This window comes from Pseudomonas sp., from assembly GCF_030696055.1.
Classification (GTDB): Bacteria; Pseudomonadota; Gammaproteobacteria; order Pseudomonadales; family Pseudomonadaceae; genus Aquipseudomonas.
The window spans coordinates 1-10,629 of the sequence record NZ_JAUYNP010000025.1; the positions used below are offsets into that span (position 1 = coordinate 1).

The 10,629-nt window shown below is 60.9% G+C and carries 11 protein-coding genes and 2 pseudogenes; 7 read left to right on the plus strand and 6 right to left on the minus strand.

Annotation, left to right across the window (positions count from 1 at the left end; translation table 11 throughout):
- Positions 1-82 precede the first annotated feature (82 nt).
- A complete protein-coding gene (locus Q8Q83_RS01325; RefSeq protein WP_305620456.1) occupies positions 83-661 on the plus strand; it encodes a TetR/AcrR family transcriptional regulator in 579 nt (192 codons plus the stop codon).
- A gap of 76 nt (positions 662-737) precedes the next feature.
- Here the strand turns inward: Q8Q83_RS01325 and Q8Q83_RS01330 are convergent, their stop codons facing one another.
- Positions 738-1,235, minus strand: a complete 498-nt coding sequence (locus tag Q8Q83_RS01330) for a DUF934 domain-containing protein (RefSeq protein WP_305620457.1) — start codon at positions 1,233-1,235, stop codon at positions 738-740.
- A complete protein-coding gene (locus tag Q8Q83_RS01335; RefSeq protein WP_305620459.1) occupies positions 1,219-2,877 on the minus strand; it encodes a nitrite/sulfite reductase in 1,659 nt (552 codons plus the stop codon). Before Q8Q83_RS01335 ends, Q8Q83_RS01330 begins: the two co-directional genes overlap by 17 nt.
- A gap of 238 nt (positions 2,878-3,115) precedes the next feature.
- Between Q8Q83_RS01335 and Q8Q83_RS01340 the strand changes: the two genes are divergently transcribed.
- Positions 3,116-3,238: a hypothetical protein gene (locus Q8Q83_RS01340; protein ID WP_305620460.1), complete on the plus strand. Its 123-nt coding sequence runs from the start codon at positions 3,116-3,118 to the stop codon at positions 3,236-3,238.
- 128 nt (positions 3,239-3,366) lie between these two features.
- Here Q8Q83_RS01340 and Q8Q83_RS01345 read toward each other — a convergent pair whose 3' ends face one another.
- Positions 3,367-3,990 carry a hypothetical protein gene (locus tag Q8Q83_RS01345; protein ID WP_305620462.1) on the minus strand — a complete coding sequence of 208 codons (624 nt, stop codon included), beginning with the start codon at positions 3,988-3,990 and terminating at the stop codon, positions 3,367-3,369.
- A gap of 7 nt (positions 3,991-3,997) precedes the next feature.
- Positions 3,998-4,245 (minus strand): annotated as a pseudogene (locus Q8Q83_RS01350) (methyl-accepting chemotaxis protein); the annotation flags it as partial.
- 266 nt (positions 4,246-4,511) lie between these two features.
- Here Q8Q83_RS01350 and Q8Q83_RS01355 point away from each other — a divergent pair.
- The 4 genes from Q8Q83_RS01355 to Q8Q83_RS01370 all read left to right on the plus strand — a co-directional run bounded on the left by Q8Q83_RS01355 (position 4,512) and on the right by Q8Q83_RS01370 (position 7,746).
- Positions 4,512-5,342, plus strand: a complete 831-nt coding sequence (locus tag Q8Q83_RS01355) for an undecaprenyl-diphosphate phosphatase (RefSeq protein WP_305620464.1) — start codon at positions 4,512-4,514, stop codon at positions 5,340-5,342.
- Between the two features lie 86 nt (positions 5,343-5,428).
- Entirely contained in the window at positions 5,429-6,397 is a 969-nt protein-coding gene (locus Q8Q83_RS01360) for an alpha/beta fold hydrolase (protein ID WP_305620466.1), read from the plus strand.
- Between the two features lie 42 nt (positions 6,398-6,439).
- On the plus strand, positions 6,440-7,150 hold the full coding sequence (locus Q8Q83_RS01365; protein ID WP_305620468.1) for a DUF1294 domain-containing protein: 711 nt from the start codon (positions 6,440-6,442) through the stop codon (positions 7,148-7,150).
- An 89-nt stretch (positions 7,151-7,239) separates the two neighbouring features.
- On the plus strand, positions 7,240-7,746 hold the full coding sequence (locus tag Q8Q83_RS01370) for a DUF1993 family protein (RefSeq protein ID WP_305620470.1): 507 nt from the start codon (positions 7,240-7,242) through the stop codon (positions 7,744-7,746).
- Between the two features lie 15 nt (positions 7,747-7,761).
- Here the strand turns inward: Q8Q83_RS01370 and Q8Q83_RS01375 are convergent, their stop codons facing one another.
- Complete coding sequence (locus tag Q8Q83_RS01375; protein ID WP_305620471.1) at positions 7,762-8,661, minus strand: LysR substrate-binding domain-containing protein; 900 nt, start codon at positions 8,659-8,661, stop codon at positions 7,762-7,764.
- A gap of 122 nt (positions 8,662-8,783) precedes the next feature.
- On the opposite strand from Q8Q83_RS01375, the gene Q8Q83_RS01380 reads away from it, so the two are divergent.
- Complete coding sequence (locus Q8Q83_RS01380; RefSeq protein WP_305620473.1) at positions 8,784-9,392, plus strand: FMN-dependent NADH-azoreductase; 609 nt, start codon at positions 8,784-8,786, stop codon at positions 9,390-9,392.
- Between the two features lie 64 nt (positions 9,393-9,456).
- Here the strand turns inward: Q8Q83_RS01380 and Q8Q83_RS01385 are convergent.
- Positions 9,457-10,629, minus strand: a pseudogene (locus Q8Q83_RS01385) (ATP-binding cassette domain-containing protein); the annotation flags it as partial.

The window sequence follows — 10,629 nt, forward strand, 5'->3', positions numbered from 1 at the left end:
CTGGCGGGCAAGCAGGTCGGCCGCGTGCTGGTCAGGCTCGATTGAACTCCCTGTTTAGGCATGCTTGCACCTAAGGAGCGTTATGGCTCGCAGCACCCGTAAAGATGAGATTCTCCAGGCCGCGCTGGCTTGCGTGAGCGAGGCGGGGGTGGATGCCACCACCATCGAGATGATCCGCGACCGCGCGGGTGCCAGTATCGGTAGCCTCTACCACCATTTCGGCAATAAAGAGCGCATCATCGCGGCGCTCTACCTGGCGGGCACGGAGCAATATGCCGCGCTGCTGGAGCAGGGCTTTGCCAAGGCTGACAGCGCCGAAGCCTGCGTCAAACTGCTGGTCACTAGCTATATCGACTGGGTGGTGGCCAACCCGGACTGGGCGCGTTTCGTTCTGCACAGCCGTGGTCGCGTCGAGGCTAGCGAGATGGGCGAGCAGCTGCGCGAGGCCAATCAGCAGCACTACGCGCGTATCTACCAGGCGCTGGCGGGCTACCGTGAGCAGGGCTGCTTCAAGAGTATGCCGATCGACTGTTTCGCCTCGGTGATCATCGGCCCCACCCATGATTTTTCCCGCAACTGGCTGGCCGGCAGGGCGCGTAGCGATCTGGCGGATTGCCGCGAGCTGTTTGCGCAAATCGCCTGGGACAGTGTCAGGGCCTAAAAGCCTTAGCTCGACTCGGTAAATAAAAAGCCCCGCCTATCTCAAGATAAGCGGGGCTTTTTATTGCTTAGCCAAATCAGGCGCGGCGGCGGAACAGCGGCAGCGGCTGATCGCTGGAGGCCTGATACACCTCACTGAGCTCCTCGAAGGCTTTCAGTGCGTCCAGCGGGTCCTTGTCTTCGCGCAAGGCGAAGGCATCGAAGCCGACGCGCTGGTAAGAAAACAGCTGATCACGCAGCACGTCACCTATGGCGCGCACTTCGCCGGTGTAGCCGTAACGGGTGCGCAGCAGGTAGGCGGTGGAGCAATGACGGCCGTCGGTGAAGGCGGGGAAGTTCAGCGCGATGACCTGAAAGTTGTCCAGTTGATCGGCGATTTCCTCGATTTCCTCACCGGCGTCCAGCCACACGCCCAGGCCACCATCGCGGACCTTGAGTGCGGTGGAGTGCTCGACCCAGAGGGCCAGCGGCACTATCAGGTCGTCACAATTGGACAGGCTATCGAGGGTGGCGTCCTTGGGCAGCAGGTGCCAGGTTTCATCGAGCAACTGGCCGTTCTTAATGATTCGCTGCATATACGCGCTCCTTGAACAGATCGACACCGATGCGGCGGAAGGTATCGAGGAAACTTTCTTCTTCGGTACGCTGCTCGATATACACCTTGATAATCTTGTCGATCACGTCGGCCATGTCCGCTTCGGCGAAGGAGGGACCGAGAATCTGCGCCAGGCTGGCGTCACGGCCGGCGCTGCCGCCGAGGGACACCTGGTAGAACTCCTGACCTTTCTTGTCCACACCGAGAATGCCGATATGGCCGACATGGTGGTGACCGCAGGCGTTCATGCAACCGGAGATATTCAGCTCGATATCGCCGATATCGAACAGGTAGTCCAGGTCGTCGAAGCGACGCTGGATGGCTTCGGCCACCGGAATCGACTTGGCATTGGCCAGGGAGCAGAAGTCGCCACCCGGGCAGCAGATGATATCGGTCAGCAAGCCCACGTTCGGCGTGGCGAAGCCGTTTTCACGCAGCTCGCCCCAGAGGGTGAACAGCTGCGCCTGCTCGACGTCGGCGAGGATGATGTTCTGATTATGGCTGTTGCGCACTTCGCCGAAGCTGTAGCGGTCGGCCAGCTCGGCGATGACGTCCAGCTGCTTGTCGGTGACGTCGCCCGGCGCGGTGCCGGTGGGCTTGAGCGACAGGGTCACGGCTACATAACCCGGCTTCTTGTGGGCGAAGCAGTTGCGCTGGCGCCAACGGGCGAAACCCGGGTGCTCGCTGTCGAGTTGGGCGAGGGCAGCGTCCTGGTCGGCCAGCGCCTGGTAGGGTGGATCGACGAAGTGCGCCGCCACCCGCGCCACTTCGGCTTCGGTCAGGGTGGTAGGACCATCTTTCAGATGGGCCCACTCGGCTTCGACACGCTGGGCAAAGACTTCCGGAGTCAGGGCCTTGACCAGGATCTTGATCCGCGCCTTGTACTTGTTGTCGCGACGGCCATAGCGGTTGTACACGCGTAGGATAGCGTCGAGGTAGCTGATCAGGTGCTGCCAGGGCAGGAAATCATTGATAAAGCTGCCCACCACCGGCGTGCGACCGAGGCCGCCGCCGACGGAAACGCGGAAGCCCAGTTCACCCGCGGAGTTCTTCACCGCCTCCAGGCCGATATCGTGCACCTCGATGGCCGCACGATCGCTCACCGCGCCATTGACCGCGATCTTGAATTTGCGCGGCAGGTGAGTGAACTCGGGGTGGAAGGTCGACCACTGGCGGATGATTTCGCACCAGAGGCGCGGATCGACTATTTCGTCCTTGGCCACGCCAGCGAACTGGTCGGTGGTGGTGTTGCGGATGCAGTTGCCGCTGGTCTGGATCGCGTGCATCTGCACTGTGGCCAATTCGGCGAGAATAGCGGGGACATCTTCCAGATCCGGCCAGTTGAACTGCACGTTCTGCCGGGTACTGATATGGGCGTAGCCCTTGTCGTAGTCACGGGCGATCTTGGCCATCATGCGCACTTGCGCGGATGACATCAGGCCATAAGGCACGGCCACGCGCAGCATGGGCGCATAGCGCTGGATATACAGGCCATTCTGCAGGCGCAGCGGGCGGAATTCTTCGCCGCTCAGCTCGCCAGCCAGGTAACGGCGGGTTTGATCGCGGAACTGCTTGACGCGGTCCTCGACGATTTGTTGGTCGTACTGGTCGTATACGTACATGGAGTGTCCTGTTATCAGGCTTTTTACAGCAAATCAGCGCGCACGGCCGCGCACTCCTGGCGGAGCTGGAGGAAGATACCAGCTCAGGGTTATGCGCAAAAGTGATGTTTGAGTATATGGAAAGAACTTAAAAGAATAATTGCGCAGCAGAACATAACCTCGAGGCTTGAGTAAGCCGCCTGGCTGGTCTTAACTGCAGGACGGTTCACCCATAAACACAACAACGAGGGGGTAGTCCATGACCGAGCATTCAGAACATTGCGCACCTGACAGCCGCGACAGCGCTGTAGATGCCAAAGCAATTTTCGTCCTGATTCTGATCTTCGTCGCCACGGCGGTATTTTGGGTCAGTCAGCAGTAAGCAGGGCTTGGGCGGTTTAGCACTCAGCCTGAGAGATTCCACTCCCCAATAAAAAAGCTGGCAACAGGTCACTGTTGCCAGCTTTTTTATGCGTCTGAGCCTATTGGGCCTGGTTCAGCCGAGCGGCATCAAGTTTCCTGGCAGCTAAGACTATCCGCCTGGCGATAGAGGGTGAGCAGTTTGCGGGTGATGGTTTGCTGAATGTCATCACGCTCAAAGCTGGACAGCCGAGTGAGTCGACTGACCTGCAACCGATGCAGATGGATGTAGGGCATTTGCTGATTAAATTCACGCAAGTCGCCCTTCATCATGATCGGCAGGAACACGTCGCCGGCCTTTTTCTGGCTGCTGATGATCTGCGCCAAGGCCTGTTTGAACGGCATGGTCTTGGGGGCCGGGCCACCTTCCTTGAACATGGTGGTCAGCAACAGGCCGGGTTTGCCCAGCACCACGCCGGGCAGCACGCAGAGTCCGGTCTTGCGCACCGCCTGGGACTCGATGCCATGCAGCGTATCGTGGAAGGCATAAGGATTGGGCAGCACCACCATCTTGCGGCCCTGATCGCTAGGGAAATGCAGGTTGTAGTTGGTGTAGAGCTGGTGCACCGATTCGGAGAAAACGCACAGACGGTTTTCGAATAGCTTGATAAATCGCTCGGCCAGTTCGCGGCGGGCGATGCTATCCAGATCCCAGACCAGATCCTGGTTCTGTGCGCGGTTAAGGTCGACTTCCTGATGTTCCATGCTGCTCATTTAGCCCTCATACGCGAAACTGCCCCAGTAACCTGTTGAGCTGTTCGGCCAGCGGCCCTAGATGCCGGCCTGCAGCGCTGGATTGTTCAGCCGCCAGGGCATTGTCATGGGCCAGGCGGCCTGGTCACGCGTTGAATGATGTCTTCGACCGGATGCGTCTTGTTGCAGCGTAGCGCTGGCGCGGCAAGCATTCAAGCTGCTCGGACCACGCCGCCCAGCGCCAAGGCATTGAGCCAGGGTGAGGCGACCTGATCGGCACCTTATAGTGGCAGATCGCAACATTTCATCTGTGTGACTGTTGCAGTGAAACCTGGTTGTTGCAGTGCTCAGTAATGGACTCATTTAGGTAAGGCTATAGAGTTTATTTCTCTGATAGCATTTGCGCATCGGTACGCTAGATCAGTGGCTTGCCAGCATTAACTCAGCTCTCAGGAACCCTTTGCCGAGTGCCGGGGGGCTGAAGCGCTGTTATTACTTATTTAGTTGTTCGCGCGCGAAGGCGTGCGCTCTAGGGAGTTTGGATGGATTTGTGGGCTGCCGCACAGGCATTGATTTTGGGGATAGTCGAGGGGCTTACGGAGTTTCTGCCGATTTCCAGTACCGGACACCAGATCATAGTCGCCGACCTGATCGGCTTCGGTGGCGAACGGGCGATGGCGTTCAATATCATCATCCAGCTGGGCGCCATTCTCGCCGTGGTCTGGGAGTATCGGCACAAGATTATCGGCATAGTGCTGGGGCTACCCAGAGAGCGCCAGGCGCAGAACTTTACCGCCAATCTGTTGATTGCCTTTCTGCCGGCCGCGTTGCTCGGTGTGGCCTTTGCCGACCTGATCCATCAATACCTGTTCAACCCGGTCACAGTGGCGGCGGCCTTGGTCGTGGGCGGCGTGATCATGCTCTGGGCGGAGCGGCGCAAGCATCAAGTGCATGCCGAGAGCGTCGATGAGATGACCTGGAAGGATGCCTTGAAGGTTGGCTGCGCCCAATGCCTGGCGATGATTCCCGGCACCTCGCGCTCGGGGGCGACCATTATCGGCGGCCTGTTATTCGGCCTGTCGCGCAAGGCGGCGACCGAGTTTTCCTTCTTTCTGGCGATGCCCACTATGGTGGGGGCGGCTCTGTATTCCGGCTACAAGTACCGTGAGCTGTTCCGTCCGGATGATCTGCCGGTATTCGCCATAGGCTTCGTCACCTCATTTATCTTCGCCATGATCGCGGTACGGGCGCTGCTCAAGTTTATCGGCAACCACAGCTATGCGGCGTTCGCCTGGTACCGCATCGGCTTTGGCCTGCTGATTCTGGCGACCTGGCAGTTGCAGTGGATCGACTGGAGCACCGCACAACACTGAGTGCTTGGCCTGTATTCGGCAGATGGATTAAAGGCGCACCCAGGGGTGCGCCTTTGTCATAGTGGCGTCGGCTAACGGAGGCGCATATGGATCAGCTTGAACACCAGCTTCTTCGGCTCAATGGCATCGAGCTGAGTCTGTACAGCACCGGCCCCGCAACGGGGCGGCCGCTCTGGTTGCTGCATGGTTTCCCCGAGTGCTGGCATTCCTGGCGGGAGCAGATCGCGCCTCTGGCCGCCGCCGGTTATCGGGTATTGATCCCGGAAATGCGCGGCTATGGCCAGAGCAGTGCGCCGCGCGAGCCGCAAGCCTATGACCTGCTCACCCTGTGCGGCGATATTCAGGCCGCCATGGACGCGCTCGGCCAGCATGAGGCCTGCGTGGTCGGTCATGACTGGGGCGCGCCTGTGGCCTGGCATCTGGCGCTACTCGAGCCGCTGCGGATCAAAGCCGTGGTGGGGATGGCCGTGCCCTTTGCCGGCAGGCCCAAGCAACCAGCCATCGAGATCATGCGCCAGCTGTATGCCGGGCGCTTTCACTACATCCTGCACTTCCAGCAGCCGGGGGTGGCCGAGGCGGAAATGGATGCCGATATGCCCCGCACCTTGCGCATGATGATGCACAATACTTCGGCCGCCGTGCCCCGGGATTTCTTTCTGCAGGAAAAGCCAGCCGGCGCCGGGCTGTTCGATGGTATGCAAGACCCTGGCACCTTGCCCGCATGGTGTGATGCGCAAGCCTTCGAGCACTATCTGCAGACGTTCAACGGCCGGGGTTTTTACGGCGCGCTGAACTGGTACCGCAACTTCGAACGCAACTGGCAGCGCACCGAGGCTTTGGCTGACAGGCAGATCGAGCAGCCGGCGCTGTTCCTGATCGGCGACAAGGACCCGGTCGGCACGCTGGAGGCCTATACCCTCAAGCAGATGCCCAAGCGCGTCCCCCACCTGGAGCAGCATGTGCTAAAGGATTGCGGGCACTGGATCCAGAACGAGCAGGCGCAGCGGGTCAATCTGCTACTGGTGGATTTCCTGCGCCGTCACTATCCCGGCTAAAGCCTTTAGAATGCCGCGCTTTAAAGCATTGAGTCGCCATTGATGGAGCTGCAGGGGCTGTTGAAGAGCTGGAACGACGACAAGGGATTCGGCTTTATCCAGCCGCACCAGGATGGCGCCGAGGTCTTTGTCCATATCTCCGCCATACATGGCGATCGCCGGCCAGTGGCAGGCGATGCAGTGGTGTATAGCGCCAGTCAGGACCAGCAAGGACGCCTGCGCGCCGAGCATATGCGCGTGGCCGGCGCCTCAAGCCTGGATCGGCCGCCGATTCGGCAAAAGTCCCGCCTAGCCAAGGTGCCTGCTGCCGCAGAGCCTAAGCCAAGCACAGCAAGGCAGTTGGGGGCCTATGCCGGGCCTGTGCAAAACCTTGGCCCTAAACTGCTGGTCTTGGCGGCGCTGTGCGGCTTGCCGCTGCTCGGCAGTCTCCAGCTATTGCTGAACTCAGGATTTATCTGGGGGCTAGTGGCCTATGCGCTGACCAGCGTGCTCAGCTTTTGCCAGTACTGGGGCGATAAGCGCAATGCGCTTAAAGGGCGCCGGCGCACGCCAGAAAAGGCCATGCATCTGCTTGAACTACTGGGTGGCTGGCCCGGAGCCTTGCTGGCGCAGCAGTGCTTTCGCCACAAGACCCGCAAGCTCTCCTACCAATTGGCGTTCTGGGCGATTGTCGCGGCGCACCAGCTGTTCTGGGTCGACCGGCTGGTGCTGGGCGGTCGTTATTTCGCCAATGGGCTGCGCTACCTGCCTTAGCGCCAGCGAAGATCGAGCAACGGCCGCGGATTCTCTGGCTAATCTTGCTGGGTGCTGACACCTGTCTCAGCCTCAAGGGAGATTTGCCTATGTCACTGTCCATGTATCACGCCTCGATTCCGCCCTTCGTGCGCATGCTCGGCAACCTCTCGGCCATCCTGTACAAGGCCGAAGCCTATGCCGCTGAGCGTAAGATCGAACCGAGCGTTCTGCTCAACGCGCGCCTGGCGCCGGATATGTACCCACTGGTGCGTCAGGTACAGATAGCCACCGATAGCGTCAAAGGCTGTGCCGCGCGGCTGGCCGGCATCGAGGTGCCCAGCTATGCCGACACCGAAAGCAGTTTTGCCGAGGTGCAGGCACGCATCGGCAAGACCCAGGCGTTTCTCCAAAGCGTCACGGCAGCGCAAGTCGATGGTAGCGAGGGCAGGCCGATCACCCTGAAGTTTCCAGGGGCCGAACTGCACTTTACCGGCCAGGACTACCTGCTCAATTTCGTCCTGCCGAACTTCTATTTTCACCTGACCACCGCCTACGCCATTCTCCGCCACAACGGCCTGAATATCGGCAAGATGGATTTCCTCGGCCAGTCGTGATCGACAGGGCGTCGCTTAGACCGGCGACTGCCAGCTGCTAAACGCCTGGCTCAGGTGTTCGATCCAGGCGCGCACGGCCGGGAGCATACCGCGCCTGTGGGTGTAGACCGCCTGCAGGTGGCCTGGCGGCAGCCGCCACTGCGGTAGCAGGCGGATCAGCCGGCCATCGGCCAGTTCCTCGTGGCAGTAGGGCTGCGGCAGCATGCTGATGCCCAGGCCCGCCAGTACGGCGCGCTTGCGCACGGCAAAGTCCTCGATGGCCAGACGAGCCTCCAGGCTGATGTCCTGCACCTGGCCCTGCTCATGCTGGAAGCGCAGATGAATCTTGCGATCCGCCTCCAAGGCGCCGAGTGCCGGCAGCTTGGCCAGATCCTCAGGTGACTCGATGCTGATGCCCTGGAGCAGCTCCGGCGCCGCCACCATATAGGCTTGCGCCGGCTGCAGACGGCGGCTGATCAGTGCCGGATCTTCGTCTTCGGCGCTGCGCACGCGCAGCGCCACATCCACGCCCTCATTGAGCAGGTCGACGCGGCGATTGGTCTGCACGACTTCCAGTTGCACCTTGGGATAGGCCGCGAGAAAACTCACCACCAGCTCGGGCATCTGGGCGATGCCGTTCGGCGTGGTTACCCGCAGGCGCCCGCGGGGTTCGCTGGTCAGGCTGGCGACGGTTTCCTCGGCCTGTTCGGCCTCCAGCAACATGGCTTGGCAATGGCGCAGATAGCGCTCGCCTATATCGGTCAGCGCCAGTTTGCGCGTGGTGCGTTGCAGCAGGCGTGCACCCAGGCGGTTTTCCAGTTCGGCGATGCGCCGCGACAGGCGTGATTTGGGGATGCCCAGCGTGCGGCCGGCCGCGGCGAAACCGCCGGCTTCCACTACCTTGGCGAAGTAGAACAGGTCGTTGAGGTCATACATAAGCTTGTCGTCCTATAGATGGGACGAACTATCGCATTTGCGCTGACTAATCGGCCATTACTTTCATAGGTAGTATCAGCTTCATATTGATCGCCGCCGGGTGATCTCATCTGGAGACTGATATGAAACTACTGCACCTCGATTCCAGCATCCTCGCCGACTCATCCGCCTCCCGTCAGCTCAGCAGCGCCGTGGTCGACGCCTGGCAAGCCGCCGAGCCGGGTGTGCAGGTGATCTACCGCGACCTGGCCAGCGATGCCCTGAGTCATTTGTCCGCCCTTAGCCTGGTCGCCGCCGGCACACCGGCCGAGCTGCGCAACGCCGCCCAGCAGCACGAAGCCGAATTGTCGCAGCGCACCCTGGAAGAGTTTCTTGCAGCCGACGCCATAGTGATAGGCGCGCCTATGTACAACTTCGCGCTGCCGAGTCAGCTGAAGGCCTGGATCGACCGCATCACAGTGGCCGGCAAGACGTTCAAATACGGCGAGAACGGCCCGCAGGGGCTGGCCGGCGGCAAACAGGTGGTGATCGTCTCCACCGCCGGTGGCGTGCATGCCGGCCAGCCGAGTGGGGCGGCCCATGAGCAATATTTGAAGTTCGTCCTTGGCTTCGTCGGCATCGACGATATCCAGGTGGTGCGCGCCGAGGGTCTGGCCTACGGCGAAGAACCTCGGGCCGCGGCCATGCAGGCGGCCGCGCAGCAAGTCGGCGAGCTGTTCGCCATTGCGTAAATAAGCAGTGCCACAAAAAAGCCCGCTATTCAGTGCGGGCTTTTTTGTGGCGGCGGGCAGTGGCTTAGACGATCAGGCCCTGGCTGCGCAGGTAGTCGTCGTAGGTGCCGCTGAAGTCGGTCACGCCGTTGTCGGACAGCTCGATGATGCGGGTGGCCAGGGAGCCGACGAACTCGCGGTCGTGGCTGACGAAGATCAGCGTGCCCGGGTAGTTCTCCAGCGCCAGGTTGAGCGCCTCGATGGATTCCATGTCCAGGTGGTTGGTCGGTTCGTCCATCACTAGCACGTTGGGCTTCTGCAGGATCAGCTTGCCGAACAGCATGCGGCCTTGCTCACCACCGGAGATGACCTTCACCGACTTGAGGATCTCGTCGTTGGAGAACAGCATGCGCCCGAGATTGCCGCGCACCAGCTGCTAGCCGCCCTGGGTCCAGCGGCCCATCCAGTCGAACAGGTTGCTTTCGTCCTCGAACTCATCGGCGTGGTCCTGGGCGTAGTAGCCCAGTTCGGCGCTTTCGGTCCACTTCACCGAGCCGGCATCCGCGCTCAGTTCGCCGACCATGGTGCGCAGCAGAGTGGTCTTGCCGATACCGTTGGGGCCGATGATGGCTACGCGTTCGCCGGCTTCGACGGTAAAGCTGAAGTTCTTGAACAGCGTCTTGCCGTCGAAGCCCTTGGACATATTGTCGACGGTGACGGCCTGGCGGTGCAGCTTCTTGGTCTGCTCGAAGCGGATAAAGGGGCTGACACGGCTGGATGGCTTGACCTCGGCCAGCTGGATCTTGTCGATCTGCTTGGCGCGCGAGGTGGCCTGCTTGGCCTTGGAGGCGTTGGCCGAGAAGCGGCTGACGAAGGACTGCAATTCGGAAATCTGCGCCTTCTTCTTGGCATTGTCCGACAGCAGCTGCTCGCGCGACTGGGTCGCGGCGGTCATGTACTCGTCGTAGTTGCCCGGGAACAGGCGCAGCTCGCCGTAGTCCAGGTCGGCCATATGGGTGCAGACGCTGTTGAGGAAGTGACGGTCGTGGGAAATGATGATCATGGTGCTGTTACGCGCCGTGAGGATGTTTTCCAGCCAGCGGATGGTGTTGATATCCAGGTGGTTGGTCGGCTCGTCGAGCAGCAGTACTTCCGGATCGGAGAACAGTGCCTGGGCCAACAGTACGCGCAGTTTCCAGCCGGGGGCCACTTCGCTCATCGGGCCGAAGTGCTGGGCGACGGGGATGCCCAGGCCCAT

Excerpts from the sequence above, each read along its gene's own strand:
- Q8Q83_RS01325 (WP_305620456.1), top strand. The coding sequence starts at position 83 with ATGGCTCGCAGCACCCGTAAAGATGAGATTCTCCAGGCCGCGCTGGCT.
- Q8Q83_RS01330 (WP_305620457.1), bottom strand. The coding sequence starts at position 1,235 with ATGCAGCGAATCATTAAGAACGGCCAGTTGCTCGATGAAACCTGGCAC.
- Q8Q83_RS01335 (WP_305620459.1), bottom strand. The coding sequence starts at position 2,877 with ATGTACGTATACGACCAGTACGACCAACAAATCGTCGAGGACCGCGTC.
- Q8Q83_RS01340 (WP_305620460.1), top strand. The coding sequence starts at position 3,116 with ATGACCGAGCATTCAGAACATTGCGCACCTGACAGCCGCGACAGCGCT.
- Q8Q83_RS01345 (WP_305620462.1), bottom strand. The coding sequence starts at position 3,990 with ATGAGCAGCATGGAACATCAGGAAGTCGACCTTAACCGCGCACAGAAC.
- Q8Q83_RS01355 (WP_305620464.1), top strand. The coding sequence starts at position 4,512 with ATGGATTTGTGGGCTGCCGCACAGGCATTGATTTTGGGGATAGTCGAG.
- Q8Q83_RS01360 (WP_305620466.1), top strand. The coding sequence starts at position 5,429 with ATGGATCAGCTTGAACACCAGCTTCTTCGGCTCAATGGCATCGAGCTG.
- Q8Q83_RS01365 (WP_305620468.1), top strand. The coding sequence starts at position 6,440 with ATGGAGCTGCAGGGGCTGTTGAAGAGCTGGAACGACGACAAGGGATTC.
- Q8Q83_RS01370 (WP_305620470.1), top strand. The coding sequence starts at position 7,240 with ATGTCACTGTCCATGTATCACGCCTCGATTCCGCCCTTCGTGCGCATG.
- Q8Q83_RS01375 (WP_305620471.1), bottom strand. The coding sequence starts at position 8,661 with ATGTATGACCTCAACGACCTGTTCTACTTCGCCAAGGTAGTGGAAGCC.
- Q8Q83_RS01380 (WP_305620473.1), top strand. The coding sequence starts at position 8,784 with ATGAAACTACTGCACCTCGATTCCAGCATCCTCGCCGACTCATCCGCC.